This is a genomic window from Sphingobium sp. RSMS (assembly GCF_005406185.4).
Classification (GTDB): Bacteria; Pseudomonadota; Alphaproteobacteria; order Sphingomonadales; family Sphingomonadaceae; genus Sphingobium; species Sphingobium fuliginis.
In genome coordinates, this window is sequence record NZ_CM191258.1 from 549443 (window position 1) to 570750 (window position 21308).

15 protein-coding genes are annotated in these 21308 nt (G+C 66.1%); 4 read left to right on the forward strand and 11 right to left on the reverse strand.

Features of this window, described 5'->3' with window-relative positions:
• Positions 1-26: 26 nt before the first annotated feature.
• The 8 genes from EGM87_RS20585 to tcuA form a co-directional block, all read right to left on the reverse strand.
• The gene (locus EGM87_RS20585) at positions 27-1037 is read right to left on the reverse strand and encodes a methyltransferase (RefSeq protein ID WP_253719219.1); all 1011 of its coding nucleotides are present in this window, start codon (positions 1035-1037) and stop codon (positions 27-29) included.
• On the reverse strand, positions 1030-1854 hold the full coding sequence (locus EGM87_RS20590) for a cyanophycinase (protein ID WP_044660649.1): 825 nt from the start codon (positions 1852-1854) through the stop codon (positions 1030-1032). Before EGM87_RS20590 ends, EGM87_RS20585 begins: the two co-directional genes overlap by 8 nt.
• Positions 1847-2731, reverse strand: coding sequence for an isoaspartyl peptidase/L-asparaginase family protein (locus EGM87_RS20595; protein ID WP_137708907.1), 885 nt, complete (start codon positions 2729-2731; stop codon positions 1847-1849). The genes EGM87_RS20590 and EGM87_RS20595 overlap by 8 nt, the downstream gene beginning before the upstream one ends.
• Positions 2724-5501 (reverse strand): cyanophycin synthetase, encoded by a 2778-nt coding sequence (gene cphA / locus EGM87_RS20600; protein WP_137708906.1) that lies wholly within the window; start codon positions 5499-5501, stop codon positions 2724-2726. The genes EGM87_RS20595 and cphA overlap by 8 nt, the downstream gene beginning before the upstream one ends.
• A 163-nt stretch (positions 5502-5664) precedes the next feature.
• Positions 5665-7137, reverse strand: a complete 1473-nt coding sequence (locus EGM87_RS20605; RefSeq protein WP_137708905.1) for an aldehyde dehydrogenase family protein — start codon at positions 7135-7137, stop codon at positions 5665-5667.
• Positions 7134-8555, reverse strand: a complete 1422-nt coding sequence (locus EGM87_RS20610; RefSeq protein WP_171009946.1) for an MmgE/PrpD family protein — start codon at positions 8553-8555, stop codon at positions 7134-7136. Before EGM87_RS20610 ends, EGM87_RS20605 begins: the two co-directional genes overlap by 4 nt.
• Before the next feature lies 1 nt (position 8556).
• Positions 8557-9963, reverse strand: coding sequence for an MmgE/PrpD family protein (locus EGM87_RS20615; RefSeq protein WP_099186934.1), 1407 nt, complete (start codon positions 9961-9963; stop codon positions 8557-8559).
• A gap of 24 nt (positions 9964-9987) precedes the next feature.
• Positions 9988-11517 (reverse strand): FAD-dependent tricarballylate dehydrogenase TcuA, encoded by a 1530-nt coding sequence (gene tcuA / locus EGM87_RS20620; RefSeq protein ID WP_137708903.1) that lies wholly within the window; start codon positions 11515-11517, stop codon positions 9988-9990.
• A 207-nt stretch (positions 11518-11724) separates the two neighbouring features.
• Between tcuA and EGM87_RS20625 the strand changes: the two genes are divergently transcribed.
• Positions 11725-12663 (forward strand): LysR substrate-binding domain-containing protein, encoded by a 939-nt coding sequence (locus EGM87_RS20625; RefSeq protein ID WP_025552300.1) that lies wholly within the window; start codon positions 11725-11727, stop codon positions 12661-12663.
• A 490-nt stretch (positions 12664-13153) separates the two neighbouring features.
• Here the strand turns inward: EGM87_RS20625 and EGM87_RS20630 are convergent, their stop codons facing one another.
• The 3 genes from EGM87_RS20630 to EGM87_RS20640 all read right to left on the reverse strand — a co-directional run bounded on the left by EGM87_RS20630 (position 13154) and on the right by EGM87_RS20640 (position 17007).
• Entirely contained in the window at positions 13154-14332 is a 1179-nt protein-coding gene (locus EGM87_RS20630) for a mandelate racemase/muconate lactonizing enzyme family protein (RefSeq protein WP_165363356.1), read from the reverse strand.
• Positions 14329-15984: a GMC family oxidoreductase gene (locus tag EGM87_RS20635; protein WP_044660643.1), complete on the reverse strand. Its 1656-nt coding sequence runs from the start codon at positions 15982-15984 to the stop codon at positions 14329-14331. The genes EGM87_RS20630 and EGM87_RS20635 overlap by 4 nt, the downstream gene beginning before the upstream one ends.
• A 117-nt stretch (positions 15985-16101) precedes the next feature.
• Entirely contained in the window at positions 16102-17007 is a 906-nt protein-coding gene (locus EGM87_RS20640; protein WP_052628096.1) for an SMP-30/gluconolactonase/LRE family protein, read from the reverse strand.
• 213 nt (positions 17008-17220) lie between these two features.
• Here EGM87_RS20640 and EGM87_RS20645 point away from each other — a divergent pair, with 213 nt between their 5' ends.
• The 3 genes from EGM87_RS20645 to EGM87_RS20655 are packed head-to-tail and all read left to right on the forward strand — an operon-like array spanning position 17221 to position 21139.
• Entirely contained in the window at positions 17221-18711 is a 1491-nt protein-coding gene (locus EGM87_RS20645; protein WP_044660642.1) for an aldehyde dehydrogenase, read from the forward strand.
• A 21-nt stretch (positions 18712-18732) separates the two neighbouring features.
• A complete protein-coding gene (locus EGM87_RS20650) occupies positions 18733-19479 on the forward strand; it encodes a cyclase family protein (RefSeq protein WP_044660641.1) in 747 nt (248 codons plus the stop codon).
• The gene (locus EGM87_RS20655) at positions 19472-21139 is read left to right on the forward strand and encodes a thiamine pyrophosphate-binding protein (protein WP_083199090.1); all 1668 of its coding nucleotides are present in this window, start codon (positions 19472-19474) and stop codon (positions 21137-21139) included. Before EGM87_RS20650 ends, EGM87_RS20655 begins: the two co-directional genes overlap by 8 nt.
• Positions 21140-21308 lie beyond the last annotated feature (169 nt).

Here is a 21308-nt window from a genome sequence, read left to right on the forward strand (position 1 = left end):
GGGGAAATGGCCAGTTGCGGGGCACGTCAGTTGCGCCTCGTGAAGATGGCGGCGACCAGCGCGATGCGTTCGACATCGCGATAGGCCGAGCTTTCCAACTCTTCCCCGAATATGTCCGGGTCGATTTCGCTATAGCACAGGGTGCAATCCCGGCTTTCCGCCAGCGCCGACAGCCTTGCGCACAGGGCGTCCGCCCCGCCGACGATGGCGCTGCCGGTGTAGAGCAGCAGGCGACCCTCCCGCTTCAGCCGGGACAAGGCGCTTTCGGCCATCCTCCAGGCCACGGCTGCGCCATGCCCGTCCCCGCCGTCGCGATAGGCGCGGCCCTGCCGATCCCTGATATAGGGCGGATTCGCCACGATCAGGTCGAAATCGCCCGCCACCGGGTCCAGCGTGTCGGCCAGCACATAGCCGGCGCCGAACCCGGCCACGCCCGCGTTGATCCGCGCGAAACGCAGGGCGGATGCGTTGATGTCGGTCATGACAATGCAGGCCTGGGGGCATGAGCGGGCAGCGGCGATGGCGCCGACTCCGGTACCGGCGCCCATATCCGCGATCCGCGCCCCGCGCCGCGCCGGGCGCATCGCAAGCTCCTGACGGATCAAGCGCGCGAACCGGTAGCTGTCCGGGCCGAAGAACACGGCATCGCGATCCACCGTGGGGTAGCTGGAATGAAGGAACAGGTCATCGTCCAGCGAGGAAACCCGCACGCGGCTCCTCATCATCCCGTCCGCCCGGTGCTCGACCATTTCCGCCCGCTTCAGGCACTCCATTACGGAGCGATCGAGAAGGTCGGGAGAGAAGGGCCGGTTCCACCCGAACACATCGCGCAGGTCACGCGCCGGACGGGCGGCGTCGCGCGCCAATATGCGCGAATGGGAAAGAGGCGTCGGCGTTACAAAGGCATAGCGCCGCTTCTTCAGAAGCAACAGGAGTTCGCGCAGCGCTTCTTCCTCCATGGCCGCATCTTCCGGCTTGCGCGCCAGCATGGCGGGAGGGGGAATTTCAGCCTTCCGGAAGGCAGAGAGATCATGCATGCCGAACCCCTGCCTGATTGGAACCTGGCGCTTCGGGGCAGCGCCGCTTGAGGTCGAAGCAGTCGCCCTGGCTCAGGACATGCAGGCGGACGTCATGCATGGACAGGGTGCGTTCCGGACTCGCTTCGGCAATATTGGAGTGGGTGACGCCGGAGCCGTCGACGATATAGACCGCCCCGGAACCGATCACGCAGAAACGGTGCCCCTGAACCAGGATGGCGGTATCCTCATCGATGCCGATGCCCAGCACGCGCGGATTTTGCGCCACCGCTCCCATCAGGCGGCCGATGCGCCCGCGCTCCGCGAAATGCTGGTCGATGATGACATCGCGGATCAGACCCAGGCCGGGGGCCATGTGCAGGTCGCCGATGCGGTGCGATTCCTGGCTACTGCCCTTGACCAGCATGGTCTCGCTCATCACCGATGCGCCGGCGGACGTTCCCGCCACCACGCCGCCTTCCAGATGAATCTGCCGGACCATCTTCTCCACCGGCGTGTCGCCGATCTGGCTGGAAATGCGCAGTTGATCCCCGCCGGTGAAGAAAATGCCCTTGGCATTTTCGAACAGGGTCGCCGCGCTGGATTCCAGCGTTTCGCCCCGTTCATGCACGTAAAGTTCCACCAGATCGTCAAGGCCCAGATCGCCAAAGGCCTTCCGGTAGGATTCGAAATAGCCGTCGGGCTGGTGGCTCGCCACCGTGGCGATTACCAGTTTCCCATCCTTCACCCGCTCGGCCACTTCCTTCAGGATGCGCTTTTCGCCTTCCTTGTCTTCGCGCCCGCCGATGATGATCAGCGGGCCTCCTTCCTCAGCCATCAAGCAGACCCTCCAGTTCCTGTCGGTGGACAGCGCCATGCGGCTCGGCAAGGCGGCTGCCGTGGATCGCGACCGCGAAATGGTCGCTGTTATGCGCGACGCCGAAACGCCCGTGGCGGTCGATCAGGATCGCGCCCCCTTCCCCGCCCACGCGGTCGAGCTGCGCAAGGCCGGTTTCGGCGGCGGCGCAGAGCGGTCCGGCTTGCAGCGCGTGCATGACATGCGCGGCGATGGTCGTGCGGATGATCATTTCGCCGTCACCGGAAAGGGACACGCCGCCAATGCCGTCATCGGCATAAAGTCCGCAACCGGGAAGCGGCGAGTCCCCGATCCGGCCCGGATGCTTGCCCGGCAAACCCCCGGTCGATGTCCCGGCCGCGATATGCCCCTGCATGTCGATCGCGACGCAGCCGACGGTATCATGGGCCTTGGCATATTCCGATGCCATGCGGTCGGGCGCGATCATCTCGGCGGGATCGCACAGCGCTATCTGCTGCTCCTCCGCAAAGCGTTCCGCCCCCTCTCCAGCCAGCAGCACCGGCCGGGCCGGGATCAGAGCACGCGCGGCGACAATCGGGTTGCGGATGCGGCGGACGCCCGCGACCGCCCCCACCGAAAGATCGCGGCCGTCCATGATCGCCGCGTCCATCTCGACCGCGCCGTCGGCGTTCAGGACGGAGCCGAAGCCGGCGTTGAAGATGCTGTCATTTTCAAGGACGCGAATGGCGGCCTCAACCGCCGCGACGGCGCAGCCGCCGAATTGCAGCACGATCGCGCCCACCGCGGCGGCTGCCCGGCACCCTTCGCGGTTACGGTCGTGCAGCGCGGCGTCGATCGTCTTCGCCCCGCCATGGACGATCAGGGCCCATTCAGACATGGGCCGGCACCATCTGCTCTCCGGCCGCCGCCGGCGACCCGAATTGCTGTACCTGTCGCCAGACCTTTTCGACCGATGTGGGCAGGATCACCAGCAGGTCGCCGGGCCGGCCCTTGCACAGCACGGCCTCGACCGCCTCGAACTCATCCACGATCCGGTGGATGCGCTCGTTCGGCATGCCGGCCCTCAACGCGCCCTGGGACAACAGGGCATTGGTCTCCCCCCGGGGCCGGCCGCGTCCGTCCGGCGCCTCGCGGAATATGATCTCGTCGAAGACGCCGGCCGCGATCTGCCCCATCTCGACAATGTCGCAGTCGCGCCGGTCGCCGGGAATGCTCACCATCCCCACCGCGCGTCCATGGGCGCCGCGCAGCCGGTCGACCACCTGCCCCAGGGCGATCAGGCCGGCAGGATTATGGGCATAGTCGACGATGATGCGGATGCCGTCCCGCTCCATCATGTTGAGCCGCCCCGGCGACTCCTCGAAGCTGGAGGTGAAGGCGCGCAGCCCTTCGCGGATCGCGTCCAGCGGGACGCCATGGGCGAAGCACATCGCCACCGCCGCCAGCGCATTGGCGATGTTGAATTCCGCTATGCCGCCCAGCGTCGCCGGGATTTCCGACGCGGGCATCAGGGCGATCCGCTCCTCGCCGCGATGGATGACGATGGTGCCGCCCGTCTCGTCCGGATCGCGGGTGACCGCCAGGCCGCCCGCCAGCAGGTGACGGCGCAGCATTTCCGCCATGCGCGCGCCGCCTTCGAGCGAGAACCAGACGATCCGTCCCCGCGCATGGCGGGCGATGCGCCGGCACATGGGATCGTCGGCGTTCAGGATCGAAAATCCCCTGCGGGCGACATTCTCCACCACGACGCCCTTGACGTCGGCCAGCGCTTCCACGGTATCGATGCCCTTCAGGCCCAGATGATCGGCGGTGACGTTGAGCACGGTGCCGACATCCGCCCCGTCATAGCCCAGCCCCTCCCGCAATATGCCGCCGCGCGCCGTTTCCAGCACCGCCACATCGACGGAGGGGTTGCGCAGGACCATGCGCGCGCTGCGCGGGCCGCTGGCGTCAGCCTTCTTCAGCAGATGGCCGTTGAAATAGACGCCGGACGTGGTCGTCATGCCGACGTTCAGGCCATGCTGGCAGAGTATCCGCCCGACCATGCGCACCGTGGTCGACTTGCCGTTCGTCCCGGTGATGGAGAAGATCGGGATGCGGCTGGAGCGGCCACGCGGAAAGAGCGCGTCGATCACCGGACCGGCCACGTCGCGGGCCCTGCCGTTCGATGGTTCGAGGTGCATGCGGAAACCCGGCGCGGCGTTCAGCTCCACGATGCCGCCGCCCGTCTCCCCCACGGAGCGGGCTATGTCGGGCGACAGGAAATCGATCCCGCAAATGTCCAGTCCGGCGGCGGCCGCCGCCTGTTCGGCGATCAGGCGATTGTCCGGATGGATGTCGTCGGTCCGGTCCACCGCCGTTCCGCCGGTGGAAAGGTTCGCCGTGTCGCGCAGGCGAACCCTCTTGCCAACGCCCGGCACCGTTCCAAGCGTCATGCCGCCTTGGGCGAGCAGGGCGATCATCGCATCGTCCGCGACGATACGGGTCAGCGCATTTTCATGCCCCCGCCCCCGCCGCGGATCGTCGTTCACCCGGTCGATAAGCTGGCCGATGGTGCTGAAGCCGTCACCCACGACTTCGGCGGGCATGCGCTGCGCCACGGCGACGACCTTCCCGGCCACCACCAGGATGCGATGATCGTGGCCGGGCAGCTGCTCCTCCACGATGACCCGGCGGCCATGCTGCCGGGCGCGCATCACCGCGGCGCGAAGCGCGGCCTCGTCCCGGACCTGCGTGGTGACGCCGCGTCCATGATTGCCGTCGAGCGGCTTCACCACCAGAGGCATGCGCAGCCGCCGCGCCGCGCCGACGGCTTCTTCCTCGGAACGCACGACCACGCCCCTGGGGACCGGCAGGCCGGCCTCGTCCAGCAGCTTCTTGGTCAGGCTCTTGTCGCCTGCGATGTCGACGGCGATCTGCGACGTGTCGCCAGTGATGCTTGCGCGGATGCGCTTCTGCCTGCTGCCATAGCCGAACTGGATCAGGCTCTGCTCATTGAGGCGCGTGACCGGGATGCCCCTGCGCCGGGCGGCCGCCACAAGCGAGGCCGTGGTCGGACCCAGCGCGTTCCGGCGCAATATCTCCCGCAAGGACCGGATCAGGGCTTCGGCATCCTGCGGATCGGCGGGCATCTGAACGCCCAGCTTCTCCAGCCCCTTCACCTCGCCCAGACCTTCCGGCAGCAGCGAAGCGACCAGTGCGATGGCGAAGGCGCCCGCCGCCATGCCGGCCTGTTCGTCGCCATAGGTGAAAAGGATGTTGTAGAACCCCGGCTTCCCCCTGACGGAGCGCGTCTTGCCCCGGCCTACCGGGCTTCCCGCCATGGTCTGGAGTTCCAGCGCCACATGTTCGATCACATGGCCGAGCCATGTCCCCTGATGCAGCCGCCGGACGAAACCGCCGGCCTGTCGATAGCTGCAACCATGATTGGCGAGGCCGGGCAGGCGGGCCAGCAACTGTTCGGTGAAAAGCGGCAGGCGGTCGGTCGGCCACGCCTCCAGCCTGCCAAGGTCCACCTGAATGCGCACCATCGGCCGCATGCCGAAGATATGGGCGCCGCGATACAGGCTGCGCTCGACAACGGTCAGGCAGCGTCCCGACGCGACCGCACCGGGATCGGCGGTCGCGTACTGGAATATCTCATTCATGAAGAAGCTCCACTGGGCTACCTGGCCGGCAGCTCCGATCCAACGGGCTCGGCCGACTTCCGTTCCAGCGGAATTGGGGATGAAGGGCAGGTTTAACTTATGTCATGTCGATTTCCCGGGACCGACAACTGTCCATCGACTTGCCCTCGGGTCTCGGTGGTCCTCAATCCGCAAATGGATCAGGCGGAATCGCGTGGGACAGATCGATGACGACCGTCTTGGTCTCGGTGAACTCCCGGATTGCGTCGAACCCGTTTTCGCGCCCGATCCCGCTCATCTTATACCCGCCATAGGGCAGCATGAAGTGCACGGGGCGGAAAGTGTTGACCGATACGAGGCCGCTTTCGATGCGGGCGGCGACGCGATGGGCGCGGGACACATCCCTGGTCCACAAGCCGCCGACCAGCCCATAGCGCGTGTCGTTGGCAAGGGAGACGGCTTCTTCCTCGCCATCGAACGGCATGACCGCCGTCACCGGCCCGAATATCTCCTCCTGCGCCAGACGCGACCGGTTGTCGACATCGGCAAAGACGGTGGGCTGGACGAAATAGCCTCTTGAAAGGCCCTCCGGCCGTCCTCCTCCCGCCAGCAGGCGCGCGCCGCTTTCATGTCCCAGACCGATATAGGCTTCAGTCTTGTCCCGCTGTTCGGCGGAGGTCTGTGGCCCGATATGGGTGCGGGGATCGAAGGGCGGGCCAGGACGTATCCGCTTCGCCCGCTCGGCCAGGCCGGCCGCGAAACGTTCATAGATCGGCCGCTCCACGAAGATGCGCGATGCGGTGGAGCAGGACTGCCCGGTCGAGCGGAAGGCGCTGTGCGTCGCGACGGACAGCGCCCTGTCGAAATCCGCATCGGCAAAGACGATGAACGGAGACTTGCCGCCGCATTCGAAGGAGCAGCGCTTCAGGTTCGCACTCGCGCCCTGCATGATGCGGATCGCGGTTTCATGCGATCCGGTGAAGCTGACCTTCGCGACGCCGGGATGGGCGGAAAGCGCCGCGCCCACGGCGCCGTCGCCCGACAGCACATTGACGACGCCGGCGGGGAAGCCCGCTTCTTCCGCCAGCGCCGCCAGAGCGAGCAGGCTGGCCGGAGTCTGCTCGGCGGGCTTCAGGATCATGGCGTTGCCGGCGGCGAGGCCCGGCCCCAGCTTCCATGAGGCGAGCGAGATGGGGGAATTCCACGGCAGGATCGCCGCCACCACGCCGACCGGCTCCAGCCTGGTATAAGCCAGCGCGTCGGGCCGATAGGGTATCTGCTCCCCATTCACCTTGTCCGCTGCCCCGGCGAAGAAGGTCAGCCAGTCCGCCGCCCGCTGCACCTCGCCCAGCGTGTCGCGCAGCGGCTTGCCATTGTCGCGGCTCTCAATCTCGGCCAGCCGGGCGGCGTCGCGGCGGACCAGGTCCGCGAACCGGGCGATCAGCGCGCCGCGTTCGGTCGGCGCGGTGCGGCCCCATGGACCGGCCATGGCGGCGCGGGCGGCGGCGACCGCATCCTCGACATCGGCCGCATCGGCGGATGCGACCTCCGCCCAGACATCCTCGGTGGAAGGATCGATGCTCGCGATTCGGCCAGCGGCGCGGGGCGCGACCCATTCGCCGCCGATGAACAGCCGGTCGAACCGCTCCACGCTCATGACGCCTGACGCAGCGTTTCGACCGCCCGGATAGGACGCAGCATGTCCGACAGGGACTCCGCCTCGGGCGTTTCGCCCATGGCTTCGGCCACCGACACGGCGCTGTCCCCGAAATGCCAGCGCGTGTTGCGCTCGAACTTCGCCAGCACCTCGGCGCGTGAGAGGGCCGCTTCCGGCGATCCGGGATGATAGGGCACATGCCTGAAATAGCGGCGCCCCGCCGCCTGCACGGTCAGCCGCGCCGGGCAATGGGCCGGATAGTCGGACTCCGGATCGACCGACGCCTCGATCTTCTGCGCGAGGGTCAGGATGCGATCATCGTCCAGCCGCTCGGACAGGAAGGTCTCCAGCCCGACATCGCCATCGACCAAAGCCGCCGCGACCCCGAAGAACAGGCTGAACCGGCCTTCATGCGGCGTCTTCGGCGCTTTCTTGCGGTCGCGGGGTTCGGTGACGAGCGTCAGGCCCGGCTCCGCCAGCTGGCAATGCACGCTCTCGATCTCCGCCACCGTCACCCCATCGCGGGCAAAGTCGGCCAGCACCTGCTTCGATGCCTCGATGAAAGCGTGCAGCAACTGGCAGCAGGGATAGGGCTTGTAAGCGGTTTCCGGCAGGTACCAGCGCGTGCCCAGCCCCTCGGCAGCGCGGGCGAAGTCGAGCTGGCCGCTGATCGGGGTGAGGTGCGTTTCGAAGAAGCCGAACTTGCCTTCGAACACCGTGTCGGGACCGGTGATCCCCGCCATGGCGAGGTCGATGGCGAGCATGCCCGCATGCGCGCCCCAGCCGCCGTGCAATATCTTGGAGGTCGAGCCAGTACGGGTCGATTCCTGAATGCCTGAGGCGAAGGTGCCCGCAATGCCCATGGCGTCCGCGATCTGCCCCGGCGTCGCGCCGCGCAGACGCCCGATGGCCGCCGCCACGCCGAAGGAGCCGATCAGCGAACTGGTATGATAGCCGCGCTCCAGGAAGCGGTCGCCGGCCACGAAGCCCAGCCGGATCATCACCTCATAGCCGACGACGGCCGCGTCGACGGCCGCCGCGAGGGACAGGCCCTCCGCCTCCGCCGCCGCCAGCACGGCGGGCACGACGGTCGATCCGGGACGGGCCAGGGAGGAGCCATGCTTGTCGTCCATCTCCAGCGCCTGGGCCAACGACCCGTTGACCAGCGCCGCCAGTTCGGCGCGGGCCTGCCCGTCGAAGCCGAAGAGGGAGGCGGCCTTCACATCGCCCTTTCCTTTGGCCCATTGCGCCACGAGACGCCCGAAGGCCGCGCCGCTTTCCTCCTTGGGATTGGCCCCGGCGATGGACACGCCGATCGAGTCGATCATGTGCCAGCGCGCCGCCTCCCGCACTTCGGGCGGCATCCCGGCCGAAGGGAAATGCGCGGCGAATTCACCGAATGTCTGCGATAATGTCATGTCAGCGGACCTGTTGCAGCGCGGCGCCAAGGGCGATGGCGGGCGCTTCCTCATTTTCCAGATTGTCGATGATGCGTTCGATCTCGGCCACGGCTTCCCCGGTCAGTTGACGGCTGGCGAGATCGCGGAACTTCTCCTTCAGCACCTCGTCCGACATCGGATTGCGCCAATGGCCGCTGCGATAGGTCTGCTCGTGGAAATGCTCGGTCCCGTCCTTCATCGTCACGGTGACGCGGACGGCGCGCATCTGGTGCTTCTCGCGCGCGTCCAGTTCGGGATCGACATAGACTTCGATCCGGTTGGCGAGGTCGATGATCTTCGGATCGGTCAGCTTTTCGTCCGTATATTGGTCGATGAAGGCATTGCCCTCCAGCAGCGTCACCGCGCCGGTATAGGGCAGGTTCATCTGCGCGCTGATCGTCTCCCCATTGGGGACATAGGGCCAGCCGCAATGGACGAAGACCATCTCGGTCGTGCCGACGCGGACCTTCTCCACGTCCTCGCCCCGGATGCCCGCCTTTTCTCGGATGGCGCGCAGGGCGTCCACTGTGGTCTGGCTGCTGGCGAGCGAGGAATAGCGTTTGAAGCCGTTGCGGCGCATCTCCCAATCGGTGCCCAGGCCGTCGGTGGCGAAGCTCAGATCATATTCGGCGGAATAAGTGGAGCAGAAGCCGCCATAGGGCGCCTCCAGCACGTCGCGCACGCCGGTCAGCCCTTCGCGGGCGCAGAGGGCGGCGATGATGCCGTTCTGCGACGCCTTGCCGGAATGGAAGCGCTTGGCCATCGCGCCGAATTGCGACGCCATCAGCCCCGCCGCCTGGCTGCCCGCCAGGCCCAGCGCGCTCACATATCGGTCGGTGTCGAGGTCCAGCAGCTTGGCGATGGCGGCCGCCGAACCGAAGGTGCTGGTGAGGCCGCAGGGATGGAACCCGCGATGGAAGGCCGACGGGCTGACCGTGTTGCCGATGCGCGTGCCCAGCTCATAGCCCGCGACGGTGGCGCGGATCATGTCCTTGCCGGTGAAGGCGCCGAACGCCCCCTCCGAACAGGCGATCACGGCGGGGACGACGCCTGCGCCATAATGCGACATGGACTGGTCGTGGCAATCGTCCAGTTCATAGCCCTGCGCCGCCGTGCCGTTGATGAAGGCGGCGCCGAGCGGATCGGCCTTGACCTTCATGCCCCAGGCGCTGGCGCTGGGCTTCTGGCCGAGAAGGCCGACGGTGCGGACCACCGCCTGCACCCAGGGGGTCGGCGCGCCGAACACGGCGCAGCCCAGGCTGTCGCGGATGCACTGCTTGGCGTTCAGGATCAGGTCGTCGGGAATGTCGCGATATTGCAGGGTCGCGGCGAAATCCGCGATGTCGCGGGTCGCGCCGGGGACGACGAATTTGCTGGGTGCGTTCATGGAGGAACTTTCTTCGATAAGGGATCAGGCGACGGACAGCGCGGGCTTCCGCGATGCGGACTTGGCGTAGGCGGCGGCGCTGCCGCCTGCGAGGCGGCCGAAGACGGCTCCGCTCGTCAGGCCGCTGGCGCCGGGATAGTTGAAGTAGAATATGCCGCCGACCATCTCCCCCGCCGCGAACAGGCCGGGAATGGCGTGGCCGTTGGTGTCGATGACCTCGCCTTCCGTCGAAACCCTGATGCCGCCGAAGGTGAAGGTGACGCCGCAGGTGACGGCATAGGCCTCGAACGGCGGGGTATCGATGCTGTTGGCCCAGTTGCTGCGGACGACGCCGTTGCTGGAGGCGCTGCGTCCGTCCTTGATATTGGGGTCGAACGGCATGTCGGTCTTCACCGATGCGTTGAATTCCGCGACCGTTTCCAAGAATTGATCCTTGTTTATTTCTCCGATCCTGTCGGCCAGCTCCTCGATGGATTGGGCGACGACCTTGGTGACCTGACGCGTGCGATATTCGTCGCGCAGCAAATGATTGACCTTTGAGTCATAGACTTGCCATGCCACCTGTCCGGGTTGCTGCAATACCGCCTGCCCATATTTCGCATAGGTGTAGTTACGGAAGTCGGCGCCTTCGTCGACAAATCGTTTTCCGTCGCGATTGACCATGATGCAGAGCGGATAGGAATGACGCTGATATTGTGGCGTCAGTGCAAGATCGCCGAAATCCTGCGCGTTGCGTTCCCAGGACACGGCATGACAACCCGACCAGTGCCCATAGGATTGCGCGCCGGCGGCGAGAGCCATGGACAGGCCGTCGCCGGTGTTGAAGCGCGAACCGCGAACCTTCGCCAGATCCCAGCCCGGCCCCAGATAGCGCGCGCGCCATTCGGCATTCGCCTCGAACCCGCCGCAGGCCAGCACGACGGCCCGCGCATGGATGGTTTCGATCTCGCCCTGCCCATTGAGCAGCGTGACGCCGGAAATCCCGCTTTCGTCGCGCAGCAGATCGCGGACCCAGGCATTGTAGCGGATTTCCACGCCGCGCTGTTCCGCCGCATTGTACAGCGCATCCACCAGGCCGGGGCCGCCGCTGGCCACGGCGATGGTAGCGCCGCCCCAGAATTTGAAGCGGCCGTTCACGCGATAGGCCTGCCGCCCGAAATTGGGGAAGAAGCGGACGCCCTGATCGCGCATCCACAGGATGGTCTCCCGGCTGCGCTTCACCAGGATTTCGCACAGGTCGGGATCGGTGCGATATTGGGTGATCTCGCCCATGTCGTCGAAAAACTGTTCCTCGGTATAGGTGCCGAAGTCGCTGACCGCGACTTCCTCGTCCGTGAGATCCGGGCAATAGGCGCGGATGTCGTCGGCGCCGTCATAGACGGTGCGCATCAGCCCGTCGGTATAGGCGGAGTTCCCGCCCCGCTCCTCCACCGGGGAACGTTCCAGCAGGAGGACACGGCTCCCCTCATTGGCGGCGCTGATCGCGGCGCAGAGCGCGGCATTGCCGCCGCCCACGACCACGATGTCGAAATCGGATTGTTGCTGTTCCGGCATTCCCGTCCCTCTTGATCCAGGCCAATCCCTGATTCAGGAAAGCGCTGCCGCCCTCCCCTCCAAGGCAAGCGGGCGGGTACGCCGGTGAGACCGGTCACAAGGCTGCCCCGCCGCTGTCATGCCAGCCACTTTTAGGGGATTGCTTTATGCGCGCACGGAATATTATAGCATTCTGCCATATCAAAAATTTATGGTGAGGATGGCCGGATGAAGCTGCAACAGCTCCGCTATGTCGTTGAAATCGTGCGGCATAACAATCATCTCTCGGCGGCGGCCGATGCCCTCAACACCTCGCAGCCCGGGGTGAGCCGGCAAATCCAGTTGCTGGAGCAGGAACTGGGTTTCGAGATCTTCATGCGCACCCGCAACCGGATCATCGACCTGACCGAACCGGGCCGCGTCGTCTTTTCCATCGCGCAGCGCATCGCGACGGACGTCGCCGCGCTCAAGTCGCTGAAGGAGGACATGCATTCGGGCAATCGCGGCGTCTTCACCATCGCGACGACGCATACCCAGGCCCGCTATGTGCTGCCCAAGGTGGTGGAGAAATTCGTCGCCCGCTATCCCGACGTGAAGCTGGTGCTGAAGCAGGGCGACCCGGAGGAAATCTGCGCGCTGGTGGAGGCGGGCGACGCAGACCTGTCGATCGGCACGGAAACGACGCGGGATTTCCCCAATCTGGTGAAGCTCGACTGTTTCGACCTGCACCGCTGCATCGTCGCGCCGGTCGGCCACCCGATCCTGGCCGTGCCGGAACTGACGCTGGAGGAGATCGCGCGCTATCCGATCATCACCTACGACACGCGCTATAGTGGTCGGTGGAAGGTGATGAAGGCCTTTTCCGACGCCGGACTGGAGCCGAAGATCGTGATGAGCGGCATCGACGCCGATGTCTGCAAGACCTATGTGGGGATGGGGCTGGGAATTGGGATATTGGCGTCCATGACTTATGACCCGGAGCGCGATGTCGGTATTCGGGCGCGGGATGCATCGCATCTGTTGCCGTCGAGCACGATCAAGATCGTGCTGCGGCGGAATACCTATTTGCGGTCGTTCCTGCTGGACTTCGTGCATTCGGTCGCGCCGAATCTGACGCCCTTGCGGGTAAGGCGCGCGGTGCATGAATTCCAGACGGTGGCGGGTTAGAGCCAATCGACATTCAGAAGATTACGAGCCGAGCCGAAGGCCACCGAAGGTAAAATGGTGGTTTTCCGTGACCCTGAGCGCAGCCTACTCAAAGTAGGTGAGCACTGGAAGCTCGGAAAAGCGTCATTTGCAGGCCGTCAGGGCTGAATGTCGATTGGCTCTAGAATTCATCCGGCGCACCATGTCTCTACGAAGGCATTCGAACGGACAAGCGGCTGATAGGAAGCGGGTTCGGGCGACGGGAATTGGCCGATTCAGGACCTTCCTTCTCCCTTGAGGGAGAAGGACAGGAAGCCTTGGCGACGAAGGGGCCCAGGCTGATCTGGATGAGGGGGAGCGGGCCTGCGGGCCGTGCGATCCCCTGGATCGCAACCCCCTCACCCGGCTACGACTAGGCAGCAAGCTGCCAAGTCTGCGCAGCCCTCTCCCTCGAGGGAGAGGGGTAAGTGGGTGTCCGCTTTGCACCCAATCGGCAGAGGTTGGCGCCGATCTACCCGGTCACTTCCAGCTTCTGGAGCGTCATGCGTTGCAGCGCCGCTTCATCGACGGCAAGGCCCAGGCCCGGCCCCGTCGGAACCGTCACAGCGCCATTCTCTATCGCCATGGCGCCTTCCGCGATCAGGGGATCGTCGCCCAGCACGCCCACGCCGAAGACGAACTCCGCCGCGCCGAAGGTGCGGGCCGCCGGGACCGAGGCGCAGAAATGCGCGGCCGCCGCCGCTTCGAGTTGGGAGGCGACCGCCAGCCCTCCGCAATTGATGCCGATGCCGTGCGCCTCGCCCAGCGCCGCGATCTTGCGGGCGGGGGTCAGGCCGCCGACCTTGTAGAGCTTGATGCAATATACATCCGCCGCCGCCGCATCCGCGATGTGGGCCGCGTCCTGGAGCGTGAACAGGCTTTCGTCGGCCATGATGGGAACGCCGCCCGCCTTGGCCCGGATCGCGGCCATGGCGCGCAGATCGGCCCGCTCCACCGGCTGTTCGCAATAGCCCACATCCATGTGGCGCAGGGCGTTGAGAGCCGACACCGTGTCCGCCGCCGTCCAGCCGGTATTGGGATCGACGCCGATCATGATGTCCGGCCCGACCGCCGCCCGCACCCGTTCGAAATTGGCGACGTCCGTCCGCCAGCCGCCCTTGCCCGCCGCCTTCAGGCACAGCACCCGGATGCCGAATTCCTCGACGGCGCGGCGGGCGTCCGCGACCATCTGCGCGGGATCGTCATAGAGGCTGACCGACCATTCCAGCGGGATCGCGGCATTGGCCCGCCCGCCGATCAGCGCGTGGATGGGCAGGCCCACCGCCTTGCCGAATGCATCGTGCAGCGCGATGTCGACCAGCGCCCGCGCCGCCGGATTGCCCGCCAGCCGCGATGTCAGCAGGCCGTCGATCGATTCCAGGTCGCACACCCGCTTGCCGATCAGCAGCGGTCCGTAGATGTCCCTGATCGCGCCGATCACGCTATGCACCGTATCGGCGACGAAATGGCCGGGGCTGATCGGACGGATCTGGGCGATGCCGGTCACGCCCTCCGCATGGATCTTGAGCAGGACGGGCTTGCCCAGCAACTGGTCCGAAGGCCCGGTGTCGTAGCTGCCGCTGGAGAATGTGCGCTTCAGCCGGACCGGCAGTTCGGTGACGTGCAGTTCTATCCTCTCGATGCGCATCATGCGGCCGCCCGGCTGTCGTTGCGCCATTGCGCCAGCACGATGTCGGCGCCCCGTTCCCCGAGCGCGATGGTCGGCGCATTGGTGTTGGACGAGGGAATGGTCGGGAAGATGGAGGAATCGATCACCCGCAAATTGCCGACGCCGCGCACCCGCAGTTGCGGATCGACCACCGCCTCCGCATCGGTCCCCGCCTTGCAGCTTCCGACGATATGCCAGGTGGTCTGCGTCGTTTCCCGGATATAGTCGATGATCTCCTCATCGGTGACGGTGGCGTCACCGGGCCGCGTCTCCCGCACGATCATCGCCCGCATCGCGGGATGGGAGGCGACGTTCCGCACCGCCTTGATCCCCGCCAGCAGCACGCCGACATCATGCGGATCGTCGCAATATCTGGGGTCGATCTTCGGATAGGCGACGGGATCGGGCGACTGGATATGCGTCCAGCCGCGCGAGCGGGGCCTGAGGCCCATGACGCCCACGGTAAAGCCCGAATGCGCGTCCAGCCCGTCCTGCGGCCTGCGCGCGTAGCGATCCTTGCCGGAAAAGGGCTGAAGCTGAAGCTTCAGGTCGGCGCGCGGTTCATCGGGGGAGCTGCGCATCACGATATGCGCCACCGCCGAGCAGATCGACAACAGCCCCTTGCCGAACAGCGCGAATTTCAGGCCTTCCTTCACCTTCACCGTCGGGCGCTGCAAGGCGTCGTTGATGGTGATCGGCCTGGTGCATTCGAATGTCAGGCGGGTATTGGGATGGTCCAGCAAATTCTCGCCCACGGCGGGCATGTCCCTGATCACCTCTATTCCATATTCGCGCAGCAGCGACGCATTGCCGATGCCGGACAGCTCGAGCAGCTTGGGAGACTGGACCGGGCCTGCGGACAGGATCACTTCCTTGCGGGCGTCGATGCGCGTCAGTTCATTGCCACGCCGGACCTCCACACCCGTAGCCACGCCGTTTTCGATGATCACCCGCGTCACCAGAGCGTCGACCATCACGTCCAGATTGGGACGGCCCCGCGCCGGCTTCAGATAGCCGACCGCCGAAGAGGAGCGGAAACCGCGCCTGGTCGAATATTGCAGATAGGACGCGCCCTCATAATGGCCGTCATTATAATCCTCGACATAGTCGAACCCGGCCTGGCAGCCCGCTTCCACGAAAGCATCGGCCAGCGCGTCGAAATGCTTGAGGCTGGTGACGCCGATCGGCCCGTCATGGCCGCGCACCGCCGGATCGCCCTGGCGGTAGCTTTCCATCCGCTTGAAATAGGGCAGCATGTCGGACCAGCCCCAGCCCGGCAGGCCCAGCGCCGCCCAACTGTCGAATTCCGCCGGATCGCCGCGGACATAGACATTGCCGTTGATCGAGCTGGAGCCGCCCAGCACCCGCCCCCGCGTCCATAATTGGGTGCGGTTCTTGAGCGCGGCCTGCGGTTCGGTGATGAAGGGCCAGGTGTGATTGGGGTCCTTCAGCAGGTTCACGACCATCAGGGGTATGTGGATGCTGATGCTGCTGTCGCGCCCGCCCGCCTCGATCAGCAGCACCCGTTCCCGGCCATCCTCCGACAGACGATTGGCAACCGCGCATCCGGCCGACCCCGCACCCACGACGATGAAATCATAAGGCCCTTCGTTCCGGCCAGCCCTTGCGTTCACGCTGCATCCCTCATCGATATTCTGGTTGGCCGGACATTATGGCCGGGTAGCATGCAATACAATATAATCGCGGAGGAGCAGCATATCGTTATCGCATGCCGAAACTGTCGGCGCCGGTCAGGACTGGGGCTTCACCGTCACCGGCGTGCGCCAGATCTCGCCCTTTTCCGCCTCCGTCACGTAAAGATAGCCGTCATGGATGGTGAGGTTCGTCGTCCAGCGGCCGGCTTCCTTCGGCAACTTCATATAGCCGAGCGTGAAGCCGTCCATATCGGCCACGCCCACCGCCCCGGCCAGGAATTCCGCCCAATAGAGCCGCCCGTCCGCGTCCATGGTCATGCCGTCCGGCCCGATCCCGCCATCGGTATGCGCCAGAATATAGGGGCCGCGCTTGCTCTGCGCATTGGCGACCGACGGCATGGTCATGATCGCCTTCGCGCCGTAGAGGCCGATATTGACGAACTTGCCGTCGGGCGTAAGCGCGACGCCATTGGGATAGGGCAGCCTGTCCGCCAATATCCTGGCCGAACGGGTGCCGGGCGCGAAATAGGCGACGCGCCCCACCCGGTCGAGATAATTGGAATTGTCCGCCAGCGTCACATAGATGCCGCCCTGTTCGTCGAAGACGAGGTCGTTGGCGACAAAGGATTTGCCTTCCACCCTGTCCGCGAAGACTGTGAGCGACCGGGACCGCGGATCATAGGTCAGGATGCCGCGCGCATTGTCCGTGATGAACAACCGCCCGTCCTTATGGAAGCGCGCGCCGTTGGGATTGCCCCCCGTGCTGAGCTGGGTGACGCATTGGCCGCCGACGACCTTGACGATTGCGCCGTTGAACAGGCTGACGGCCCAGATGTCGCCATTGCCGTCGAAATTGATCCCTTCCAGAAACTGGCCGCAGGTGACGAGCTTTTCGAACCGGCATTCGCCGCATATGTCCTTCAGGGTCGAAGCCTGCACGGCCATGGCGCCGGTCATCGCGACGGCGCAGCCCAAAAGCTTCATCAATTTCCGGATTGCCATTCCACCTCTCCCATGCTCCGCTGTCCTGCGCGCATTTCCGATGCGAAATCATCCGGATCGAGGGGATCGAAGGCCAATATCCAAACGGCATTCAGGAGAAGCGCTGCTTATGGTGGAACCGGGGGGCACCATAAGCTTCCGTTATTCTCGCTCACCGGAAACATATTGGAGGGCATAGCGTCGGCGGGCTAGGACTGTGCCAAAGGCGGGAGGATGACATTGGCTGAGCGGCAGGATTACGACCTTTTCATCGGCGGGCAGTGGGTGCCGCCGGAAATGAACGAGCGCTTTCCCACCGTCAATCCGTTCGACCAGAATGTCTGGGCGACAATCTCGCAAGCCGGTCCGTCCGACGTCGCCGCCGCCGTCGCCGCCGCCCGGGAGGCCTTCGAACGGCGCTGGCGCGGGGTGCCGGGGGTGGAGCGCGCCCGGCTGATGCACCGCCTGGCCGACCTGATCGACCGCGACGCCGACCGGCTGGCCAGGCTGGAGTCCACCGACAATGGCAAGGTGATACGCGAAACCCGATCGCAGATGCGCTTCTGCGCGCGGGTCTTCCGCTTCTTCGCGGGCTATGCCGACAAGATATTCGGCAAGGTCATTCCCGTCGACCGGTCCGACATCTTCGACTATGCGACGATGGAGCCGCTGGGGGTGATCGGCGTCATCACGGCATGGAATTCCCCCATCGCGCTGCTGGCGAACAAGGTGCCGGCGGCTCTGGCGGCGGGCAATGCGGTGGTGGTGAAGCCGTCCGAGCATGCGTCCGTCACCACGCTGGAATTCGCGCGGCTGGTGGAGGAGGCGGGATTCCCCAAGGGCGTGTTCAACGTCGTCACGGGGGACGCGCGTACCGGAAGGGCGCTGGTGGAAGGCGGCGGGCTGGACAAGATCAGCTTTACCGGCAGCAGCCATGGCGGGCGGGAAATCGCCGCCGCCGCCGGGCGCAACCTGACGCCCGTGATCCTCGAACTGGGCGGGAAATCGCCCAACATCATCTTCGAGGATGCGGACCTGGGCAAGGCGACCGTGGGCGCGCTGGCGGGCATTTTCGCGGCGACGGGGCAGACCTGCATCGCCGGGTCGCGCCTGCTGGTCCAGCGGTCGGTCCATGACGGCGTGGTGGAAGAACTGGCGCGCCGGGCGGCGAATATCCGGCTGGGCGATCCGCTCGATCCCGCGACGGAGATGGGCACGGCGGCCAACCGGCCGCAGTTCGACCGCATCCTGTCGTTCATCGAGTCCGCGAAGGCGGACGGCGCGCGGCTGATCACCGGGGGCGAAGCGGCGCGCGACGGCATTCTGCGCGACGGGCTGTTCGTCAAGCCCACCATCTTCGCGGACGTCGACAACCGCATGCGCGTGGCGCAGGAGGAGATTTTCGGGCCCGTGCTCTCCATCATCCCCTTCGATACGGAGGAGGAGGCGATCGCCATCGCCAACGACCAGAGCTTCGGCCTGGCGTCGGGCATCTGGACGCAGAGCCTGAACCGCATGCACCGCGTTTCCGCCGCGCTCCGCACCGGCATGGTGTGGGTCAACACCTATCGCGCCGTGGCCGTGCAGACGCCCTTTGGCGGGGTGAAGGACAGCGGCTTCGGCCGCGAGCGCGGCGAAGAGGGGTTGAAGGAATTCCTGACCACGAAGAATGTGATGATCAACCTGTCCGAAAGCGAGCGGGACCCGTTCCAGGTGCAGACCTGAACGGCAGAAGAGGATGAGCCGATGTGCGATCAATGCCCCAAGGCGCCGGATGGCTGGATAGGCTGGCTGGACCTGCCGGCAAGCAGGCCGGTCCAGCCCGCCGGTCCCTGGGTCGACCTGACCCATGATGTCGGCCCGGACATGCCCTGCGCGTCGATCTTTCCGAGGCCCAGCTTCGGCAAGCTGCGTTCGCTGCCCCAGGACCCGTTCAACGTCACCGACATCCACATGGTCGCGCATGCCGGGACGCATGTCGACGCGCCGCTGCATTATTTCGAGGACGCGCCCGACATGGCGTCGATCCCGCCGGAGCGGCTGAGCGGCGAAGGCGTCGTCTGGCGCATCGAAAAAGGGCCGGACCAGATCATCTCCGTCGCGGAGCTTGAGCAATGCCGCCCGCTCCTGCAGGCGGGCGACATATTGGCGGTGGACACCGGCTGGGCCGCCCGCTTCGGCACGCCGGACTATGAACGGCATCCGAGCTTCAGCCCCGAAGCCGCGACATGGCTGCTGGAAAGGCGCATCAAGATGCTGGCCTGCGACTTCGCGACGCCCGACCTTGTCTATCATCTTCGGCAACCCGGTTTCGACTGGCCGGTCCACCGCACGCTGCTCGCCAACGGCATATTGATCTGCGAGCATTTGACCGGGCACGCCGCCTTCGCCGGGGATCGGGTCGAGTTCCTGTTCGGCGCCCTGCCCATCGCCGGAGGCGACGGTTCGCCAGCGCGGGTGCTGGCCCGCAGGATCGCCCGAGCCGGTGTATAGCGGGGACCGGTATCTAGCCGACGCGCTTGCGGCCTGCGGCGCGACTCATTTCTTCCATGTCCCGTTGCTGCTGCCCGGGGCGGTCAAGGCGATGCAGGCCGCCGGGGTCCTGCCCGTCGTCGCCCATGGCGAGAAGGCGGCCGCCTATATGGCGGACGGCTATGCGCGGGCTTCGGGCCGGATCGGCCTGTGCGGGGCGCAGCAGATCGGCGCGGCCAATCTGGCCGCCGGATTGCTGGACGCGTTGATGGCGCGATCCCCGGTGCTGGCGCTGACCGGCGGCAGCACCGCCGCCACCCGCGACCGCAACCAATATCAGGAGGTCGACCAGCAGCCCATTTTCGCCGGGCTGACCAAGATGACGTCGCGCATCGACCTGGTCTCGCGCCTGCCCGACATGCTGGGCCAGGCCATGCGGGTGGCGACCGGCGGCGCGCCCGGCCCGGTCCATCTGGAACTGGCGGGCTTCACCGGCGCAGTGCTGAACGATCCGATGGACCCTGCGCCCCTGCCCGATCCGGCCTTCGCTTCATGCCCGGCGGTCCGCCATGCCGCGCCCGCCGCCGACATCCGCCGCGCCGCCGACCTGCTGCGCCATGCCATGCGTCCCGTCGTCATCGCTGGATCGGGCATCCGCGCGAGCGGCGCGCAGGAAGCGCTGGCGGCCTTTGTGCGGCGGCACGGGCTGCCCCTCGCCACCTCGCTCGACGCCAAGGCGGTGTTGCGGGAAAGCGATCCGCTCTCGCTCGGCGTCTGCGGCATCTATTCGCGGGAAGCCGCCAACCGGGCGGTGAGCGAGGCCGATCTGGTCCTTTTCGTGGGGACCATGGCGGGCAGCATGACGACCACCGGCTGGAAGGTGCCCCAACCCGGCATCGCCGCGATCCAGATCGACGTGGACGCCCGCGAACTGGGCCGCAACTATCCGTTGCAGGCCGCGCTTTGCGGCGATCCGAAAACCATATTGGAACAATTTTCCGCTGCGCTGACGGACATGCCGGTACGGCGGGACTGGCTGCGGCATGTGGAAGAATTGCGCGCGGACTGGACGCAGGCGGCGGCGCCGGCCGAAATGTCGGACGCCCTGCCGATCCGTCCCGAACGCCTGTGCCGCATCCTGTCGGAAGAACTGCCGGAAGGCGCGCTTCTGGTGGTCGACACCGGCCATGCCGCCGCCTGGGCGGCGCGCCACATCTATCTCGACCGGCGCGGGCAGGGCCTGCTGCGCGCCGCCGGATCGCTCGGCTGGTCCTATCCCGCCTCGCTCGGCGCCAAATGCGCGCAGCCCGACCGGCCCGTCCTGTGCTTCACCGGCGATGGCGGGTTCCTGTACCATATGAGTGAAATGGAGACGGCGCGGCGTTACGGCATCAACACCGTCACGATCGTCTCCAACAATAACGGCCTCAGCCAGGAAAAGCCGGTCTGGGCCGACAATGCCGACCATGATCATCACTGGCGCTTCTCCCCGGTCGACTATGCCGCCGCCGCGCGCGCGTTCGGCTGCAAATCCTGTCGGGTCGAGCGGCCGGGCGAGTTGGGCCCCGCGCTGCGATCCGCCATCAAGGAGGATGCGCCTGTCATCGTGGAGGTCATGACCGACATATTGGCGCTGCATCCGCCCGCCTGGACGCCCTCCGATCCGGCCCGGTTCTATTAGGTGGATTGGCTGCGTTCCGAAGAGGCTGGATGACTGATTTTTGGTGGAAAGCGGACATTCCCCCTCCCGCAGGCGGGAGGGGGTTAGGGGGTGGGCTGGCGCGACATCAGCGTGAATTTTCAACGGCTAAGCTGGAAGCTCGCTGCGCTCGCGCCCACCCCTAACCCCT

Coding starts and splice junctions, on each gene's coding strand:
- EGM87_RS20630 (WP_165363356.1), bottom strand. CDS start 14,332: ATGATGCGCATCGAGAGGATAGAACTGCACGTCACCGAACTGCCGGTC.
- EGM87_RS20650 (WP_044660641.1), top strand. CDS start 18,733: ATGTGCGATCAATGCCCCAAGGCGCCGGATGGCTGGATAGGCTGGCTG.
- EGM87_RS20605 (WP_137708905.1), bottom strand. CDS start 7,137: ATGAGCGTGGAGCGGTTCGACCGGCTGTTCATCGGCGGCGAATGGGTC.
- EGM87_RS20595 (WP_137708907.1), bottom strand. CDS start 2,731: ATGTCTGAATGGGCCCTGATCGTCCATGGCGGGGCGAAGACGATCGAC.
- EGM87_RS20585 (WP_253719219.1), bottom strand. CDS start 1,037: ATGCATGATCTCTCTGCCTTCCGGAAGGCTGAAATTCCCCCTCCCGCC.
- EGM87_RS20610 (WP_171009946.1), bottom strand. CDS start 8,555: ATGACATTATCGCAGACATTCGGTGAATTCGCCGCGCATTTCCCTTCG.
- EGM87_RS20640 (WP_052628096.1), bottom strand. CDS start 17,007: ATGGCAATCCGGAAATTGATGAAGCTTTTGGGCTGCGCCGTCGCGATG.
- tcuA (WP_137708903.1), bottom strand. CDS start 11,517: ATGCCGGAACAGCAACAATCCGATTTCGACATCGTGGTCGTGGGCGGC.
- EGM87_RS20590 (WP_044660649.1), bottom strand. CDS start 1,854: ATGGCTGAGGAAGGAGGCCCGCTGATCATCATCGGCGGGCGCGAAGAC.
- EGM87_RS20615 (WP_099186934.1), bottom strand. CDS start 9,963: ATGAACGCACCCAGCAAATTCGTCGTCCCCGGCGCGACCCGCGACATC.
- EGM87_RS20645 (WP_044660642.1), top strand. CDS start 17,221: ATGACATTGGCTGAGCGGCAGGATTACGACCTTTTCATCGGCGGGCAG.
- EGM87_RS20625 (WP_025552300.1), top strand. CDS start 11,725: ATGAAGCTGCAACAGCTCCGCTATGTCGTTGAAATCGTGCGGCATAAC.
- cphA (WP_137708906.1), bottom strand. CDS start 5,501: ATGAATGAGATATTCCAGTACGCGACCGCCGATCCCGGTGCGGTCGCG.